18 protein-coding genes are annotated in these 18,700 nt (G+C 49.9%); 3 read left to right on the plus strand and 15 right to left on the minus strand.

Features of this window, described 5'->3' with window-relative positions; genetic code table 11:
• The first annotated feature begins 92 nt into the window (after positions 1-92).
• A complete protein-coding gene (locus tag JUB14_RS00595) occupies positions 93-3,302 on the plus strand; it encodes a S41 family peptidase (RefSeq protein WP_207503536.1) in 3,210 nt (1,069 codons plus the stop codon).
• 89 nt (positions 3,303-3,391) lie between these two features.
• On the opposite strand, the gene JUB14_RS00600 is transcribed toward JUB14_RS00595, so the two are convergent.
• Positions 3,392-4,111, minus strand: a complete 720-nt coding sequence (locus JUB14_RS00600; protein ID WP_207503538.1) for a TolB-like translocation protein — start codon at positions 4,109-4,111, stop codon at positions 3,392-3,394.
• Positions 4,112-4,432: 321 nt separating this feature from the next.
• On the opposite strand from JUB14_RS00600, the gene JUB14_RS00605 reads away from it, so the two are divergent.
• Positions 4,433-6,190 (plus strand): SMP-30/gluconolactonase/LRE family protein, encoded by a 1,758-nt coding sequence (locus JUB14_RS00605; RefSeq protein ID WP_207503539.1) that lies wholly within the window; start codon positions 4,433-4,435, stop codon positions 6,188-6,190.
• Positions 6,191-6,280: 90 nt separating this feature from the next.
• Here JUB14_RS00605 and JUB14_RS00610 read toward each other — a convergent pair whose 3' ends face one another.
• From JUB14_RS00610 to JUB14_RS00625, 5 genes are all read right to left on the minus strand, one after another.
• Positions 6,281-6,448, minus strand: coding sequence for a hypothetical protein (locus tag JUB14_RS00610; protein ID WP_207503541.1), 168 nt, complete (start codon positions 6,446-6,448; stop codon positions 6,281-6,283).
• Positions 6,436-6,633, minus strand: coding sequence for a hypothetical protein (locus JUB14_RS00615; protein WP_207503543.1), 198 nt, complete (start codon positions 6,631-6,633; stop codon positions 6,436-6,438). Before JUB14_RS00615 ends, JUB14_RS00610 begins: the two co-directional genes overlap by 13 nt.
• Positions 6,630-7,115 (minus strand): DUF1003 domain-containing protein, encoded by a 486-nt coding sequence (locus JUB14_RS00620; RefSeq protein WP_229367636.1) that lies wholly within the window; start codon positions 7,113-7,115, stop codon positions 6,630-6,632. Before JUB14_RS00620 ends, JUB14_RS00615 begins: the two co-directional genes overlap by 4 nt.
• A gap of 6 nt (positions 7,116-7,121) precedes the next feature.
• A complete protein-coding gene (locus JUB14_RS27620; protein WP_229367461.1) occupies positions 7,122-7,322 on the minus strand; it encodes a hypothetical protein in 201 nt (66 codons plus the stop codon).
• 61 nt (positions 7,323-7,383) lie between these two features.
• Entirely contained in the window at positions 7,384-9,399 is a 2,016-nt protein-coding gene (locus tag JUB14_RS00625) for a T9SS type A sorting domain-containing protein (RefSeq protein ID WP_207503545.1), read from the minus strand.
• 632 nt (positions 9,400-10,031) lie between these two features.
• Here JUB14_RS00625 and JUB14_RS00630 point away from each other — a divergent pair.
• Positions 10,032-11,147: an acyltransferase family protein gene (locus JUB14_RS00630; protein ID WP_207503547.1), complete on the plus strand. Its 1,116-nt coding sequence runs from the start codon at positions 10,032-10,034 to the stop codon at positions 11,145-11,147.
• Here JUB14_RS00630 and JUB14_RS00635 read toward each other — a convergent pair.
• The 9 genes from JUB14_RS00635 to JUB14_RS00675 form a co-directional block, all read right to left on the minus strand.
• Positions 11,120-11,974 carry a polysaccharide deacetylase family protein gene (locus JUB14_RS00635; protein WP_207503549.1) on the minus strand — a complete coding sequence of 285 codons (855 nt, stop codon included), beginning with the start codon at positions 11,972-11,974 and terminating at the stop codon, positions 11,120-11,122. The two genes, JUB14_RS00630 and JUB14_RS00635, sit on opposite strands and share 28 nt — an antisense overlap.
• Positions 11,975-12,209: 235 nt before the next feature.
• Positions 12,210-12,626: a DUF1801 domain-containing protein gene (locus JUB14_RS00640; protein ID WP_207503550.1), complete on the minus strand. Its 417-nt coding sequence runs from the start codon at positions 12,624-12,626 to the stop codon at positions 12,210-12,212.
• A gap of 2 nt (positions 12,627-12,628) precedes the next feature.
• Positions 12,629-13,201, minus strand: a complete 573-nt coding sequence (locus tag JUB14_RS27975) for a DUF1801 domain-containing protein (RefSeq protein WP_310586057.1) — start codon at positions 13,199-13,201, stop codon at positions 12,629-12,631.
• Positions 13,202-13,211: 10 nt separating this feature from the next.
• A complete protein-coding gene (locus JUB14_RS00650; protein WP_207503552.1) occupies positions 13,212-13,685 on the minus strand; it encodes a hypothetical protein in 474 nt (157 codons plus the stop codon).
• A 117-nt stretch (positions 13,686-13,802) separates the two neighbouring features.
• Complete coding sequence (locus JUB14_RS00655) at positions 13,803-14,741, minus strand: alpha/beta hydrolase (RefSeq protein ID WP_207503554.1); 939 nt, start codon at positions 14,739-14,741, stop codon at positions 13,803-13,805.
• A gap of 79 nt (positions 14,742-14,820) precedes the next feature.
• Complete coding sequence (locus JUB14_RS00660) at positions 14,821-15,399, minus strand: Crp/Fnr family transcriptional regulator (protein ID WP_207503556.1); 579 nt, start codon at positions 15,397-15,399, stop codon at positions 14,821-14,823.
• Positions 15,400-15,516: 117 nt separating this feature from the next.
• On the minus strand, positions 15,517-16,041 hold the full coding sequence (locus tag JUB14_RS00665) for a DinB family protein (RefSeq protein WP_207503558.1): 525 nt from the start codon (positions 16,039-16,041) through the stop codon (positions 15,517-15,519).
• 87 nt (positions 16,042-16,128) lie between these two features.
• Positions 16,129-17,046, minus strand: a complete 918-nt coding sequence (locus JUB14_RS00670) for an alpha/beta hydrolase (RefSeq protein WP_207503560.1) — start codon at positions 17,044-17,046, stop codon at positions 16,129-16,131.
• A gap of 216 nt (positions 17,047-17,262) precedes the next feature.
• On the minus strand, positions 17,263-18,345 hold the full coding sequence (locus tag JUB14_RS00675; protein WP_207503562.1) for a hypothetical protein: 1,083 nt from the start codon (positions 18,343-18,345) through the stop codon (positions 17,263-17,265).
• Positions 18,346-18,700 lie beyond the last annotated feature (355 nt).

Below are 18,700 nucleotides of genomic sequence, written 5' to 3' on the forward strand. Positions count from 1 at the left end.
CTAAACTTAACATAGTAGTAACTCTCGGTTTGCAAAGCCCCTCTGCCTGACGTATTTTTGTTGGTTAAGCAACTAGTTCATCAACCATTTTCATGTTCAAGCCCTTACGCTATCTTATATCTTTGGCAGTACTGCTGACTGCCCCCGAGGTATCCGCCCAGACAGCCCCTTCCTGGCTGCGCTACCCGAGTATCTCGCCCGATGGCAAAACCATCGTCTTTACGTACAAAGGGGATATCTGGAAAGTACCTGCTGCAGGAGGTACTGCCACGCCCCTGACGCTGCACGAAGCCCACGATTATATGCCCGTATGGTCGCGCGACGGCAAGTCCATTGCCTTTGCTTCGGACCGTTACGGTAATTTTGATGTATTCGTAGTCCCTGCCGATGGTGGACAGCCCCGGCGGCTTACGTTCCACTCGGCCGATGAGTCACCCTATGATTTTATACCCGATGGCAAGGGGGTACTCTTCGGAGCAGCCCGGCAGGATGTAGCCTCCAACCGCCAGTTCCCGACGGGCTCGCAGCCGGAGCTATACTCGGTAGCCATCATCGGAGGCCGCGTGGAGCAGGTACTTAGTACCCCCGCCGAAGATGTCAGGTACAGCAAGGATGGTAGCCAACTGGTGTACCACGACAAAAAAGGGGGCGAAAATACCTGGCGCAAGCACCATACCTCTTCCATCGCCCGGGATATATGGGTATACGATGTAAAGTCGGGTAAGCATACTAAGCTCACTACCCACAATGCTGAGGACCGCAACCCTCTATTCACCGAAGATGGAAAAAAGGTGGTGTACCTGAGCGAGCGCAATGGTTCGTTCAATGTACACCAGATGAGTCTGGCTAATCCGGCCTCGTCCGAAGCACTTACTACATTCAAAAAGCACCCGGTTCGTTTCCTGAGCCGCGCCAATGATGGTACGCTGTGTTTCAGTTACGACGGTGAGTTGTATACACTGAAAGCTGGCGCGAAGCCTCAGAAAGTACAGGTACAGATATCCTCTGACACGCGTAGCAACAATGAGCAGGTAATGGCAGTTAGCGGTGGGGCTCGTGACATGGCCGTGTCACCCAATGGTAAAGAGGTGGCCTATATATTCCGGGGTGAAGTGTTTGTGAGTTCGGTAGAAGGCGGTGTCACCAAACGTATCACCAACACGCCTGAGCAGGAGCGGAGCGTGAGCTTTTCTTCCGATGGAAAGGCGCTGCTATACGCGTCCGAGCGGGGCAATAGCTGGAAAATCTACGAAACCCGCATGAGCCGCAGCGAGGAGCCTTACTTCTACGCCTCGACGGTACTGAAAGAAACGCCTATTATTGAAAATAGTAAGGAGAACTACCAGCCGGAGTACTCGCCCGATGGGAAAGAGATCGCTTTTGTCGAAGATCGCATGACTCTGAAGGTGTACAACATCGCCTCCAAAAAGGTACGTACCCTACTGACCGATAAAGAACTCTTCTCCATGCGCGACAACGACCAGTACTTCCAGTGGAGCCCCGACAGCCAGTGGATGCTTTTTGACTACAGCGTACCCGGGATGGCCAGTGGCGAGATCGGTATCATCGCCGCCGACGGCAAAGGCAAGGTAACTAATCTTACCCAGAGCGGCTTCCAGGACTACCGCGCCAAGTGGGTAAATGGTGGTAAGATGATGCTATGGTTCAGCAACCGCGATGGCCTTCGGAGTCAGGCGCAGAGTGGCGGCTCACAGGCCGATGTGTACGCGCTGTTCTTTACGCCCGATGCCTATGATCGCTTCAAATTGAGCAAGGAAGATGCGGCCCTGCTGAAAGAGCAGGAGGAAAAAGCTACCAAGGCGGATTCATCTAAAAAGAATAAAAATGAACCCGTAGTGATAGATTGGGACGGTCTGGCGGATCGTAAAGCCAAGCTGACTATTCATTCGGCCAGCCTGGCTGATGCGCTCCTGAGCAAGGATGGTGAAACGCTGTACTACCTGGCCCGCTTCGAAAAAGGTCATAACCTGTGGAGTACCAACCTGCGTACCAAGGAGACCAAGCAGCTTATCACACTCAACTCTGGCGGTGGCTCGATGGTATGGGACAAAGACCAGAAAAATATCTTCCTGAATACCGACGGCAAGATCCTGAAAATAGACCCTGAGAAGAGCAAGCAGGAGCCTGTCAGCCTCAAGGGCGAGATGAACCTGGACGTAGCGGCGGAGCGTCAGTTTATGTTTGAGCACATCTGGCGCCGCACCAAGAAGACCTTCTATACCGCCAGTATGCACGGAGTAGACTGGGACAGCTACAAGCCCGACTACGAGAAGTACCTGCCGCACATCGGCAATAACCACGAGTTTGCGGAAATGCTGAGCGAGTTGCTTGGTGAACTGAACGTATCGCACAGTGGCGCGCGCTACGGTACCTCTAACCCTACTGACGATGCTACCGCTTCGCTGGGAGCCTTCTACGACCTCAGCTACCGGGGCAACGGCGTCCGGATTGAGGAGGTACTGAAGGACGGTCCACTAGATAAGGCCGGTTTTAACATCAAGCCCGGTATGATCATCGAAGCCATAGACGGCGAAGCGATCACACCCGACCGCGACCTGGCGCAGTACCTCAACCGCAAAGGGGATAAGAATACACTGGTAACTATCCTGGACGGAAAGAATCACCGGGAGGTGATAGTAAAGCCTGTATCAACAAGCGAAGAAAGCCGCCTGCTGTACAGGCGCTGGGTAAAACGTAACCAGGATGAGGTAGAGCGACTGAGCAAGGGAGCCCTGGGTTATGTACATATACCCGGTATGAATGACGGTGCTTACCGGACTACTTACGAAGAGATTATGGGTAAATTTGCCGGTAAAAAGGGCATCGTGGTAGATACTCGCTTCAACGGCGGAGGCGACCTGGTAGCAGACCTGGCGATGTTCCTGAGCGGGAAACAGTTTATGGACTACACCACCGATACCCGCAGCAACGGCTACGAACCCAACTTCCGCTGGACCAAACCAAGCGTGTCGCTGGCCAACGAAGCCAACTACTCCGACGGCCACTGCTACGCCTTCATGGTGCAGGATCAGAAGATCAACAAGCTGGTAGGTATGCCTGTGCCCGGTACCTGTACCTTCGCGGGTTGGGAGGCCTTACAGGACAACAGCATCCGCTGGGGAGTACCGCCGCTGGGTGTAAAAGCTATGAACGGCCAGTACCTCGAAAACTCCCAGACCGAGCCCGACGTACTGGTATGGAATGAGTACGAAACGGTAGTAAAGGGTAAAGACGCCCAACTCGAAAAAGCCGTGGAGGTACTAATGCAGGAGGCGAAGTAATACAATACTATTGATCGTAAACAGCGGCGCCTGCTTATCCCGATGGAGAAGCAGGCGCCGCTGTTTTATAGGTAGCAGTTGGGAGTTGCTTACTTTACAGTCAGCCGCACGTAAGCAAAGTCCTCCGGTTGGGGCTGACCTTGTAATGCCTCGTATTTAGCCATCGGTACTACCCGTAGTAGTATAACCTGGGGTGACTCCCAGTACAGTTCCAGCGGCTTCCAGTCGGGCGAATCCACCTGGAAGTACTTCTCGATTGTGGCGCTTTCCCCCTGCTTCGTGACCCGCCACACCTGTATGCCATTCGGTGCTGATGGCGTCGTGTCTGGTGAAGAGATATTAGCCAGGTACTTTCCATCGGGTGAGAGTACCGGCTCGGACCAGGTGGCGGTTAGCGAGCCGGTTGTCTTATCGACGAGGTACGTCTGATAAGTATTAGTTCCAATCTCGGCTACCAGGTACTTGTTCAACTGACGGTTTTGCCCCAGGTACTTGTATTCTCTCTTTTCAGGAGTAGTAGTGTTGAGCAGCGTGTCCCGAAAAGCTTCTATGGATTGCCACTTCCCGTTGATTTTGAGGCTGAGGGTACCGTTGGTTTTTTGAGCATCGCCGGGTTCCAGGCCGAAGCCCACGGTGGAAGTAGTAGATGCTTTATCAAACTCCTCTTCTGTGGTCGCTTCTATTGTGTAGAGGTCGGAGGAGGTACCAGGGGCTTCCTCGGTGGGAGCCGTGGCGGTTTGCTCACTCGATGGGCTGGTACAGCCAAGAGTAAGGAGTAGTAGGAGTGGTAATAAGTTAGATTTGAACATAATACTAATTAGGTGCTTTTGCTTCATACTTCCCGGCGGATGCCAGCCTGTTAAGTGGTCCAAAACTGATACCTCACTATGTTCCGAATGGGGTGCATTTGGTTGGAAACTTATACTATTAATGTACCCGGTCCACCTGCCACATCTGCCCGATAACCAGCGCCAGGCTCAATCTGTGGGCGTGAGCGGGTGGTGCAAGAGAGACAGGAGTAACGAGCTGGCGAAGGCGAATTTACTATAAAGTATCCGGCAGTTGCTGTTGTCTGGATGGCTGAAATTCACCATCTTTCCATTCCTAATTTCTCCTAAACCCCAACCCGCATGAAACGCCTACTGCTGGCCGGACTGGTTCTGTGCCAAACTGTACTTTACGCCCAGGCTCCTTCCGAAACCTACCCCGAAGACCCGGCCTCGGTAGAGCAGGCCGGGGTACCGAAGGGCGAGGTACTTAAATTCACATTCGAGAATTCCACCATTTTTCCGGGTACCTGGCGGGAGTACTGGGTGTATGTACCCGCGCAGTACCGCCCCGACCGCCCCGCCTGCGTATACGTAAATCAGGATGGTATTCAATGGAAGGCCCCGACGGTATTTGACAACCTCATCCACCGTAAGGAGATGCCCGTGACCATTGGCGTGTTCGTGACGCCGGGGCGGGTACGGGCCGCGCAGGCGGACGGTGCTCTCGACCGCTTCAACCGGAGTTTTGAGTATGATGGCCTCGGCGATGCCTACGCTCGTTTTATTCTCGACGAAATCCTGCCAGAGGTCGAGAAGCAGAAGACCAGCGACGGCCGCCACATCCGCCTCTCTAAAAGCGGCAACGACCGTGCCATCGGCGGGTCCAGCAGTGGGGCCGTGTGTGCTTTTACAGCCGCTTGGGAGCGGCCGGATGCTTTCTCGCGGGTGTTCAGCGCCATAGGTACCTACGTAGGTCTGCGCGGTGCCGACCGCTACATCACCCTCGTGCGGAAGTACGAGCCCAAGCCCATTCGTATCTTCCTGCAGGATGGCTCCAATGACCTTAATATCTACGCGGGCGACTGGTGGAAGGCCAACGAAAGCATGGAGCGGTCGCTGCGCTTCGCGGGCTACGACGTCAGGCACGTCTGGGGCGAAGGCGGGCACAACGGCCGGCACGGTACCGCCGTTTTTCCGGAGGCTATGCGCTGGCTCTGGCGCGACTACCCGGCTCCCATTCAGGTTGGACGCTCGGCCAACCAGTTCCTGAGTGATATTTTGGTGAATAATGAGAGCTGGGAGCTGGTTGGGGAAGGCTACTCCTTCACCGAAGGCACGGCCGTCAACGCCGCCGGTGAGGTATTTTTTCAGGATATTCCCAACTCAAAAACGTACAAAGTAGGCCTGGACGGCAAACTCACGGCCTTACCTCTCGACTCTAAAAGAGGTAGCGGTACCGCCTTTGGCCCGGACGGGCGGCGGTACGTAGTAGCTGGTGGAACGAGACAAATCCTGAGCTACGACGCCAGGGGCAAGGAAACCGTGGTAGCCGACAGCCTGCCCGGAAATGACATGGTGGTGTCGCACCAAGGTAATATATACGTGACATCTCCCGATGGCAGGGAACGTCCTGGCAAGCTGTACCTGCTCCGCCCGAATGGCGCGAGAGTTGTCTTGGACGAAGGCCTCAAGTACCCCAATGGCGTGGCACTGTCGCCGGACCAGACGCAACTGTACGTTACCGAGTCGACCTCGCACTGGGTGTGGGTGTACCAGGTGCAGCCCGATGGTACCCTGGCCCACAAGCAGCGCTACGGCTGGCTGCACGTGCGGGACACCGACGAAAACGCCTGGTCGGATGGACTAAAATGTGACCGCGATGGGCGCGTGTATGTAACTACGCTGACGGGCGTGCAGATTATGGATCAGTTGGGGCGTGTCAACGCCATTCTGCCCGTTCCCGTCACGAAGGGGCAGGTCTCTAACCTGTGCCTCGGCGGCCCTGATTTTGACACGCTGTACATTAGCTGCGTGGACAAAGTGTACCGCCGCAAGTTGCACGTACGCGGGGCCAACGCCTTCGAAAGCCCCACCAAACCGGCTACTCCGAAGCTATAACAGCGGTTGCCAAATAGCCCTATAGGCCGAAGGCTTGGAGGTAGAATTCCGGAAGGTCCAGCTCACGCCCATTAAGAAGCTCAGTGATAGCTAGTCGTTCCGCTCCTCGTCCTCCACGTGCAGGATGTGCAGCAAACGATGGATGATAGGAGCAAAGAATACAGCCGTAATACGCAGGAGGGCCACGCCGCTGTACAGGGCATAAAGGAATGAAAATAACTTAACCGTATCAGAAGGCATGTCGGCTACAGGACCCATGTCAGGATCATGCAGGTCATGTAGAAACTGTCGAGCCAGCTGAGGTGGGCCAGGTAGTAGTAGCCCAGGGTACCAATGGCGGCGGAAAATGTAATCAGTATAGACGCAAAAACACCGTAGCGCCCCATACGAATAAAAAACTGCGGTAGGGACACTACTTTCTGTTTCTTATTTTCCAGCTTCATTTGGGGTTTATCCGTTTCAGCAGATCCTCTAAGTAGTTAATCTGTACTTCCTGAATTTCCAGCAGCTTTTTGTTCTGGTGTACCAGCAGGTGGTCTATCTTCTCGCTCAGCAGCTTGATCTCTAGCTCGGCCTTCAGGCTAATCTTGTAGTCGTGCTCGGCGCGCTGGCGGTCTTTCTGCTCCTGTCGGTTCTGGCTCATCATAATGATTGGCGCCTGAATGGCCGCCAGGCACGACAGGATCAGGTTCAGAAGAATGAACGGGTAGGGATCAAAGGGACGCGCAGAAAGTACAAAGACATTTATGGCCATCCAGAGTACCAGGAACGAAAAGAAAACAATAATAAAGGTCCAGCTGCCGCCGAAGTCAGCAATCTTATCCGCCAGCTTTTGGCCAGTAGTGAGTTGAGCTTCTATTTCATCCTGAATATTCTCCGATAGAATGGAGTTGTTGCGGATGGCCTCCATCACGTCCCGGTCCATCACGGCCTACTCACCTTTTTCCTGCTCTATCAGGCGGGTCAGGTACTGACGCCGGTACTTATTCAGCTCTTCAATAGAGATAACCAGTTCCCTGGTAAAACCCGGATGCTCCGCCTGAATCAGCGCAAATATTCCTTCGCGGATGTCTTTTCCGGCTACGGCCTCTCCGGCGGGTACTTCCTGTTTACTGATGTAGCTGGTAGCCATTTAAGATACCTTTTCGGTTTTAAGCTTCCTACTTTCTGTTGTTACTAATAATAGGTAGTACTTACTTTATAACAATCTGATTGGAGGTCTTTTCTCCCCGCTCATTCTCGAAATTAAGTATATATACTCCTGCACTGAGTCTTGTTACATCAAGTACCGCCTGCATTTCCTGCTTCAGGGGCTGGCTGGTATGCGGTTGTCCATTTAGATCAATCAGCTGAAGTTTACCGGTTACGGGCTGCCCAAAAGTGATGTTAATAAAGTCCCGGGTAGGGTTGGGGTAGATAATCCAGTACCTTTCGTAGCCAGGAGTTACCGACAGTATCGGATCTGTTTTAGCGGTCAACTCCACCACCGGCGACTCTGATAGCGGACTCACCGCCTTCAAACGGTAGGTGTAGGCAGTGTTAGCTTCCAGACCTGTGTCGGTGAAGGTAGCCGCTTTGCCATCGTATTGGGTAACGGGGGTGAAACTAGTCTCTCTCTCCTTCCTTCTTTGCAGAACGTACAGTATATCCGTACCACTGACTGGTTGCCAGCTCAGTTTAATTGAACTTTCGCTACCTACTGCCAAAACATCCTTTTTGAAGTCCTTGATTGCCAGCGGAGCTCCTATCGCAACTTCATGGAATGAGAAAGCCGATACTCCGTTTTTGTTTTTGATGTACGGGCCAGGAAACACACTGAACCGGGTCCCGTAGTTAAATGCGGGCAGGTAGTTGATCCGTTGGGCATTGGCGGGTGAAGCCAGTTGGAGTACTAACCGGTTGCCCTGGGCCTGAGCCGAAGCGATGGGAGCCGGTGCTGATTCGTTGCCGTCAAAGAAGAAAAGGTTTCTGGCGCTCACGGTGACGTTGGCTCCGTTGCGGTCTTTCACGACTGTATCAGATGGCCAACGCATATCCTGTCCCTCATCAAAAAGCAGCGTAATTTCATTTTTCTCTGGAGAAGAATAATAGGCTTTCTGTATGTTAGGAGACTTACGGTTGGGGTCATCGGGAGTACCATACACGATGGATGAAATAAAATTGAATATCTGGCGACCTAGCTCCTGATAACCTTCCCTCCCATAATGAATACTATCGTAGTACGGAAGTCCTACGGTTGCAAAATGCAAGGTCTTGGGGTATAGGCTGGAAGTGCGGCGTTGAAAATCACGCAGCGCTCCAGCATTGTAAGCCGGGTGGAAGAGAATATTGATCTGCATCACAACAAAGTTGTCCACGATCGGGAAGTCCCTTTGCCACATTTTATGCAGTATATCGAACTTCTCCGCATAGCCATCTGGGTTAGAGAGAGCATCATCTTCTCCCTGCAACCAGAAGAACGCCCGTATACGGGTAGCCCCCGAGGCTCTTATACGAGTACGTAACAGATCGTAGATAGTGTATGTGGCGTTGGGATTGGTATCAATGTGACGCTCAATCTTGGAGCCGGGAATCGATCCGTTAATAACACAGGTCGGAATTTGATGCTCTTCCAGTATTCGTTTCTGAAGCTCCAGTCCCCATATCCCTACAGTTGGCCATGACCAGGCTGCCAGGCCCCACAGGGTATCTCCCTCAAAATAGCCGGGGCGGTCGTCGGGAGTACGGGCTACAGTCCGCCAGTACTTGCTCGACGAGTTAGAGCCTCCGATGGCCAGCGCGTTGGACTGTCCATTGATCACGTAGAAATCACCCGCCACGACATCATCCCGGCGTACGATCCGAACCGAGTCAGTTTGGTTACGGCTGGCATATACTTCAAAGGAGTAATCAGCCAGTTCTGCTCTGATTGTGGACTCCATCGCAAAGCTAGCAGAAGTACTACCAGCATTATAGACCAGGTTGCTACGGTGGTAGCTTATACGTTCATTATTCCGATATACTACCAGCGACATGTGGCTCCAGTTGGGGAGCTCAATCACACCCGAAACTGGTACTACGGCCTCGTTCTGATCATTCCGGGCATATAACTGGAAGTCGCGGGGAAGCTTGTCAAAAACTACGGAAAAAAATCGTTGTGCCTGGGATTCAGTTATAAGACCTAAGGTAAGAATACCGATCACACAAAATTTGAGTACAGCTCTATTCATATCACAGGATTTAATTGCTTGATTCAGTGGCCAGAGGTACCTGTTCCCTGGATCTTTTACTATTTAATGACTTGTATTCACCAACTTTGGTTTAAAATAAAGTTCGGGTAGGCATCGACTCTTATCCTTTGAACAACCAGGACTTACCCGAAGGAGCAAATTGACCAGCACAGGCTATTTGCTTACGCTCATTTCCCGGATTAGTAATAGTACAATCGTTACCAGCATCAACTCCTCGAAGAGGGGACTGTTTCGGCAAACTTTTGGTCCCAATCAGAGTTAACAGATGGTTAAAGTCCCCTTAAAGCAGCTATTGTAAGTTCCGTAAATAATGAAGGAAAGGTGTGTATAGTAAGATCGTTGAAGGTAACCAGCAGGTATATAGTGTAGATCGGCTACTGGTTGAACGGAATTACGATAGTGCAGGGATTGAGACTCGTGCTGATATAGTTCAACGTAGACTCCTCTCTTATGAATGTAGAATGAGAGTGAAAAAAACAGTAAAATATAATTGAAGTACTAAGCTTTTTTATATCCATAGCTATAATGAGAATGATCCTGTCGGACAAAAGTAAAAATAGGGAATCTGAATTACTAATCATTATTTTTGCCGCCGAACGATCAGTGAATGCATGAATTCTAAACGGTATTTTCCTAATTTAAATGGTATTCGAAGTGTTGCGGCACTCCTGGTACTCTTTCACCACATCGAGCAGGCCAAAGCCGCACTGGGCATACCTAACATCTACGGAATTTCGCTTATCAAGCACATTGGTAGACTGGGAGTCGGGTTGTTTTTTGTTCTTAGCGGATTCTTGATTACGTACCTGCTCCTTCAGGAAAAGCTGAAGCACAGTGACATTTCTACGAAGAATTTTTACCTGCGGCGGGTGTTTCGGATCTGGCCTATCTACTACCTGATTATAGGTCTGTCGTACTTCGTCTTTCCATATATACCTATATTTGAGTATCCGGGTGCGTCCGAAAACGTATTTACGTACTACTACGAGCGTTTGGCTTTTTTGGCTCTGGTCTTCCCCAATTACGCATTTGTGATATACAATCTGCCGTACTGGTGCGCTCAGGCCTGGAGCATCGGGGTAGAGGAGCAGTTTTACTACCTGTGGCCCTGGCTCATTAAGTATCCCAGGCGCAGCATTCTGATAGTACTGCTATTCTTAACGGCTTCCGCTGCCCTGCTTTACTTTGCTATGCAGACTGTTTCGCCTACACCGGCTGAGCAAATGGAAATGGTACTAACCTTTCTGGGACAGTTCCGTATCCAGACTATGGCCGTCGGAGGAATATGCGCCTATATTGTGTTCAAGAATAAGCGCAACTACCTGGACATCCTGTACCGCCGTGACTTACAGATAGGCGTCTACATCCTGACAGCCCTGCTCCTGCTATCAGGATTTCACTTTCCCGCATTTATGGAGGTGTACTCTATCCTCTTTGGTATTATTATCCTCAATCTGGCTTCCAATCCGGATAGTATTCTCAATATTGACAACCGCTTCATGAACTTCAGTGGAAAGATCTCCTACGGACTCTACCTCTACCACGTTGCGGTGATGGTGCCGATACTGAATCTGCTCCGGGACTATCAGCCTGGTATGTCCGGAGTGGCGTACAATCTGACCCTATATACAGCGGTGATAGGCATTTCTATTCTGGTTGCCTCTCTCTCGTACGAGTACCTCGAAAAGCCGCTGCTCCGCTACAAGGATGAGCGCTTTGGCCGCTGATCCGACAGGGCCGGTAGCTCCGACATGGTATAGAACTGTAGGTCCAGACTGTCTGCCTGGGCCAGTATGGAATTCAGAAAGCTGACCCGGAAGCCATACTCACCCGGTCTGGGCTCCTGGTAGAGGGGCTTATGGCCAAAAAGCATCAGTACCGTTCCGGTGTCCCTGGCTTTTATAAGGCCTTCCCTTATCTCTTCCTGGCTGATATGTACATCTGTGTCTATGGTCAGGGCATCAACTGTACTGTCATGGTCAAAAGTGTAGTAGATGTGAGGCATGTACTTGGGGGGCAGATGGTATAGCTGTACCCCATAAAGCGATCGCTCATTCTTAGCCACATCACGTAGTATGGTGAACCCCTGTGCCAGCAGGACAGAGTCAGCCAGAGCGTTATGATTACCGCCAGGATGGGCATAGGAAGTAGGGTGAAATCCCGCCTGCTGCATGTACTTCATACCCGGTTCCAGTTCAGTACTGATGTAGCCATCTACGCTCGCACTGCTCAGGAGCTGCGTAGCATTGCCATGGACAGTACCGTGAAATCCAATCTCATGGCCATCCTCCTGTAGCTCATGTAAGAGCCTCTTTTCAGCTTCAGTAAGTGTGTCGGCACAGGTAATAAAAAAGGTGACTTTAGCCCCGTGTTGTTTAAAAAGAGGCCTCAGCTGATACCATTCATCTATAAAGTGATCATCAAATGAGATAGCTACTCCGCCCTTGTGTTGTAATTCATCTTCTGCAGTAGTACATCCTATCAAAAGGAGATGAACAATAAATACAAATACCACCTTCACGTAAAGTGTCAGCGGGGGGATTATCTTCTGCATACTGGTATCCTCCTGTTATCAGCTTCTATGGTAAAGTTAGCTTGCTGGGTAGATTATTTTGCCTCTGGTAACTTCCGATGATCTGATAAGGAAGCAGCAAAGGCCATGTTTTAGATTTTCAAGGTAGAGATTTCTGTCTTCCGGTCACACCAGTACCTGAATCTTTTATTTGCTTTGACATAGTAAAGGCCAGGCTACTCCTGTAGAACCTGACCCTATTGATTAGAAGATGTACCTACTTCCTTACTTCTTGCAGCCATACTTTTACTACCCACCGCAGGCTCTGTTCCTGCTTCGCCACCTCATCAAGATTAGTGAACTTCACCGTCTTACGGCCGTCGGGGTAGGTGCCCTGCAAGAGCCCCGTCTGATCGTTGATATGAGCTCCCGTTGGGAATACCAGCAGTACCGCGTCTTTTTTGTGCAGGTTAACTACCACCAGGTCCCGCTTGTATTCTTTGGGATCAAAGGCTTCCATAGCTCCGGTAAAGTAAAAAGCCGGGGAGTTCCACTTGATGTGCTCACCTACCTCTTCATCCGTTGATAGGATAATCTTTCGTAACGCTTCCACTACCTCGACCAGCGGATGATCCAGTTGCTGAAAGTACTCCTGTACCTGTTCTTCGGGAGTGGATTTAGGAGTCTTATCCATACTTATTTTCTGAAATCCAGTCCTTGTCCGATTAAGGCTTCCCGTAGTTTGGGAAGCGAGCTTTTGCCCATGCCATGCAGGGCTAGTACCTCTTTCTCAGTCAGGCTGGCTAGTTGTGGCAGGGTAGTGATACCATGGTTTGCCAGCGCGCGCCTGGCCGGAGCTGCCAGCAGGGAGAAGCAGTCTCCCGACGGCTTCGGAGCAGCCTTCTTTTTAGTAGCTTTCTCCTGATTCTCCTGGATACGGAACTTTACAATTTCTGCGATCAGGTCCAGGGGCAGGGGCTTGCTGAGCGGAAACTGTGCCGTGCCTCTTCCGCCTTTGTACTCCGATAGTACCTGTTCGAAGGCTTCGTGTTGCCGGGGGACCGGGTACAGGCTCACGTGCTTTTTATAGCCTGCAAAGTAAATAAATTGCCGGCCGTTGAGGTAGTAGGCGGGTATACCATAGCTAATGCTTTCCACCGCATCGGGGGCTGCCTGCTTGATAAGCGCCCTGATCTGCTGTAAAATGACTTGAACTTCGGAGGGGAACTGGGCGATGTACTGATCTACATCCATTGGAGCTGTGTTCATAGGCTTTCGACTATAACTGGTGTACATGCAATGTCAACGTCAGGCTTTCTCCTTCGGCAACCGCTCGCCACTGCCGGATCAGGTCCTGGTAGTGGAGCAGCATCTGATTAACGCGTTCTTTATTTAGGCTTAAAGGGGAGTTTATTCCAAACTTATCCAGTTCCTGTTGTACCAGGTCCGAAAACTGATCTGGGGTACAGGCACCGGTACTTAGCGACTGCAGCGCCCGGGTAATTATCTCCGAAACCATTGATTCCACATCCAGGCGCTGGATTACCTCTTTGGTAGAGAGCTGCTCCACCGTGTAGCCACTGTATATATTGCCATAAAATCCCTTTCTGAGCTTTAGCTCCCGCTCCACCACGTAGTGGGCTATATCGTGGTAGGGAAGCTGAGGCCCGATGTCCGCTACCTCATAGCTGCCGTCGTGCCGCTCGCAGGTAAGGAGGTTGCGGGTACCTTTATTGACAAGAGTAATTTTCATGAGTACTGCGTGTTATCCCTATGTATGAGTATTAAGGTACTCACTCCTTTTTACATAGGCAGAATAGTAGCACCCGGAGTGGCACAGATGTGGATAAAAGTACAGGTACTTAATTACTTACTGCTTTTGCAGGTATTGGGTAGTGGTTGTCTCTCCCTGATAGTGCCCTTTCAGAATGCTTTTATAATCTGCTGGATTGTGCAGCCAGGGAATGTGTCCGCTGTTTTTGATGGTTAGTACCCTGGCCGTTGGATAGCGGTTGATAACAAAGTCTTTGCTTGTCTGATAAATATCCTGATCACCGTAGACAATCGAGATAGGATAGGCCGGCTGCTCCTGTCTGGCCAGTACGGGGTACTTTACGATTTGGGGTCTGGTGCGGTTGATGGGTTCTGCTTTCAGATTTGAGAAGTCAACTCCTAGATTTTGGGTGTCAATAAAGTCGTCGTTGTAGTTTTTCATCACCTGCGTAAAGAGTCGTCCGTAGGCCCTATCGCTGCCTAGCATGCCCAGGAGGTTGTTCCAGCCCATAAGGGCCCATTGCCAGGTAGTACACTTTGACTTATTGAGCTGCATCACCTCTTTCTCCGTCTGCTTCCATTCCAGATTGGTACCCGATCCTGGGCAGCACAAAAACAGGCTCAGTAGGTTATCAGAGTACTTGTCAGCGTAGACCTGCGCATACAATCCACCCCACGAGTGCCCCCACAAGTGGAATTTATCAACCTTATAGAAGCCTCTGACCGCCTCGATGTCACTCAGGTAGGCATCCATGGAGTAGTCCTTGATTGCGCAGGGCGACTTTTTGGTACCTCTCTGGTGAAAGGTAATTACCTGAAAGTTCTCTTTCAGGATATCTACTACTTCCATCAGATCGCTGGAGAATCCCGGGCCTCCGTGTAGCAGGATAATTGTCTCCTTACCCGGGTTAGGATAGATGGTTGTATAGAGCATATCGCCCTTATTGTCCACTACATTAGTTATGTACTCGCCGTTGGACTGGGCTTTTGTAGCTAGTGATACGAGGAGGGTCATACCGAAGATTATCTGTCTCATATTGATTACTGATTAGGTGTTTCAATGAGACAAAGTTGAGAGTTAGCTAAGCGATTTCTGTTATCATTTGATAAAATCGCTATTCTCTCGAAAGTTCACTTCGCAGCCTGCTGAAAGAGACATGGGTAATACCCAGGTATGAGGCAATAACGTGGTGGGGAATCAGGTTTTCCAGGTTAGGATACTGCTTTCGCATGGCTAGCAGTCGCTCTTTGGCACTGAATGAGCGCAGAGCTACCTCAACTAATACGGCCCTTGACAGTTCCCTTTCGACTACCCTCTGTCCGAAGTCGTGAAATTCCTGATTGGTAGCTCTCAATTCATCAAGCTTTGCCACCGGAATTTCGGCCAGGACTACATCCGTCAGCGTTTGCAGGCTGAATAGGTTTTTCCCTTCGCTTGTTCTTGCAAAATGAGGCGTTACCACTGAATTGGACAGATAGAAACCTGTTGTTACAATGTCGCCCTTGTCTGAAATGTTATATCGATGAGCAACGCCCGAAATCAGCAGGTACTCGCTGTGATTCTTTTTGCCTTCAACAAATATGTCTATGTTCTTCGGTAGTTCTACAATAGTAGCCTGCTCCCTGAACAGTTGCTTTGAAGTTAAAGAGCTTATACCAAAGCTTTGTAATGTGTCGTCTACTGGATCTGCCATTCGTATAGTGAGAAGCTGAGTTGTGGCCTTGCTACTGGCTTTACCTTTGCAAAGGTACCATCGGCTGGAAAGGTACTTGCTGAGGGGAAGCAGGTATTTCTGCCAGCTAAGGCTAACCTATTTGGCTATTTTTAATCCAAAGTCAAATCGTTCATGGACTACTCGTTTCAGTAGCCCCAACTGTCCGCAGTGCCACATGGTATGCTTGATGTTCCAATCTATGGCTTCAAACCTGGTATTGGCAATGGGATGGGGTACGGGAGTAGGTATCAGGGGGCCTGTAAGCTCCTCTGTGGTAAGGGATCGAATAACAGCCAGCGATTTGTCTTGCATCAATAGCAAGTGACGGTGTAGGACCGGGGCCTCTACCCGCCCTGTGACCTTCTGAGGAGCCGCTACCGTAAATAGCTCATTGTACTCTTTCAGCGGTACTTGCAGCAGGATATCTGTTTGATGCCCTACTATGACCATCACCGTGTGGTAGTACAGACTCATTACGAGGTGCCCCACCTGCCAGGTAACACTGGACTCAACTACTTCCGGCAGTACATCCCACTGTTCATAAGGAATGGGATCAATAAGTTTATTAAGCCAGCTATAGGCGTCTTGAGTCTGCCTGGATAGCATTTCTGGTGAGGTCATGTGCGAAGGTTTGTAGTAGCCGGAAGTACCACCGGCAAGTTAAGTACTTACTTGCTGAGGAATAGCTGGTGTGAGCCAGCCAATAGATCAGTTAGGAGCCGTAGCTGCTTCTGTATTTCTCCTTATAAAATCAGCCATAAGGTCCCGGTAGATACTTTCGGGTGCGTAAGACAGATTTTTCCATAGCTCTCCGTGGTTGAGCCGGTGTACGTGTAGTACCTCCAGTTGCTTATAATTGGCCTCCCGTAGCTTATCCTCAAATAAGCGGGTATACTTGAAGGTGTTGGTCTCTGAAACTAGCAGCATTGGCGTCGAAAGGCTGTCGATATAGCTGGTAGGGGAGCCCAGTTCAAATTCTTTGGGAGTTAATCCAAACACGCTGCCTATATGGTTGTCCGCAAAGGCCAGTCCGTTGCCGCTGGTCAGTACCTGGTGGTAATGCCCTATGTCATAAGTGCCTGCCATGGGGATAACGCCCCTGATCATACTTTTGGAAAGGCCCTCGCTGGCCAGATATTGCCCATCCATCACGATCAGGGCCGCCAGATGCCCGCCGGATGAGTACCCTCCCACAAATATATTCCGGTCGGAGTAGCCGTAGGTAGCGGCGTTGGCGTGCAGGTACTTGATGGCCCGGGCAATGTCCTTGATGTGTTCAGGATGCTTGATTCCGGTGTTCAGGGCCGGGTCCTTCCAGGTGGCAGCACTGAGCCGGTGACTAACCGAAGCTACCGCAAAGCCTTTCGAGGCCATTTTGCGGACTACGTCCATCTCCATGTTCCGGTTGACGTACGACCAGGCCCCGCCCCCAATCCAGATCAGCAGCGGCGGCTTCGTTACATTTTTGGGCAGTACCAGGTTCAGTTTATGGTTGGCCGTGTCCTGGTCAGTTTCCTGGTAGTAGGGTATAGCGCTAATCTCGGTATAGGCTGTCCCGGTGCTGGCGGTCTGGGCAAGTACCTGACAGGCCCATCCTAGTAGTAATGCTGTAAATATAGGTTTCATGGCTGGTTGATTAGTTGTTTAATGGGTACTTGTTTATACTAGTGTTGTATCGTTTGACTTAGTACTTGAGGGGAAATAGTTGATAGAAACGCCAGCCGCGACAGAAAAAGCTTTGTACAGCGAATGTACACTTTCTTAACCTATTGTAAAGTGCTCTGAACTTGCTACTTCCACTTTCATAGCTCACTGAGTTAATCCTTTACTTCTAAGAAAGCATTATTCGTTTGTAAAGAAAGCAACATTCAACCTTAGACCTGGATAGACGTTTTTGAATAGCCCATTCCAGTAGAGTTCGGGCTCAATGTTAATACGCCTGGCGACATTGACTCTACTGGCCAGGCGCCAGGTATTCTTTGTAAAGTAATCTCCATTTCTGTTAACCAAATAACCTAACGTCAAAGCACCTCTTTCAGGAGGAGCCGGATTATAATTGGTCTTACTGGTTTTGGGATAAGGATGGAAAAGCACTAATCCGACATTCAGAAAAGAATTCCGTACAATGCGTGTAGGTGCGTTATCCTGGTTTCTAAAAAAGAAATATTCGTCCCAGCCAACCCTAAGCCCTGTCCGTTTTAATTCGGGTAGAACAGTTATTTCACCAGAAAGGCTACTATACCACTGATTGCGCGCCAGTCCAGTTCCCATGCCTAGCTTTATAACTTTACTAGGCATAGATGAATACGCTCGGGCCGTAACTGGAAAAGTAGAGGTTGAATCCAAAGTAACAAAACTCATATAGCGGGGTTCCAACACCTTCTTTTTGGGATGCTGCGCAGCCAGTACATTGGCCCGTTGAATATACTTATTGATGTTCTGATAGTGGCCTATTTCCTCAAAGCGGTTCAGGATAAAGTAGTAGCGAATATTCTGAGGTAACTGCAGGGTATTAGCAGAGTTAATCTGCTTTTCGATAATTAGGGTATCAGGACCGGAATAGGCTGGTATGACTGAATCCTGCTCTACCCTAAAATGTAAGCTTTGACCCGGATCAGGAACAGGCTTAAATGAACGCTCGCCGTTCCTATCTAAGATATATAGTAGTTTATGGTATTCTTCAGGTGAAGAATTAGCCGCTTTGAAAATGGGCCAGTCTCTTTTGAACAACTGCACCAGTGAATCAATAGCCGCATGTGCATTCAACTCCTGCCAATGATTGAAGGCAACGAACAAGCTGTTAGTATCAGATAAGGGAACATAGATTTGATTACGGCGCCGGAGCGAGTTTTCTTCATAGATACGTCTCTGTGAAAAAGACTCTGTTGAAATAATAAGTAGCAGGCCAATAATCAGAAGTCTCATAAGGAGGATCAACAGGTTTTCGTAAGGGTAGAAGGTGGTTAAATCTGCAGTCCTACCGAGGTAGGTATAAGTACTACTTCACACATCAATCTATCTGGAAGAGTACCAGATAATGAGACCTGCGTCTGACTTAATGCGGCATATAGGATATATTGATAGGTATGCCTACAAAGATTAGTAATACAGCATTATATACTGTTAATAAGCACGTTAAAAAATGTTAACGCCTTTTTACAGGGAGTAGAGTATCTTCTGGAAAGTTTCTAAACTAGGGCTATTATGCCCTTTGTCAATGCTATTTCCAAGGAATGAGGTACCTATAGATACTAGTAAATAGAAATGTCAATAATTATTT

The organism is Telluribacter humicola (assembly GCF_017355935.1).
GTDB lineage: Bacteria > Bacteroidota > Bacteroidia > Cytophagales > Spirosomataceae > Telluribacter > Telluribacter humicola.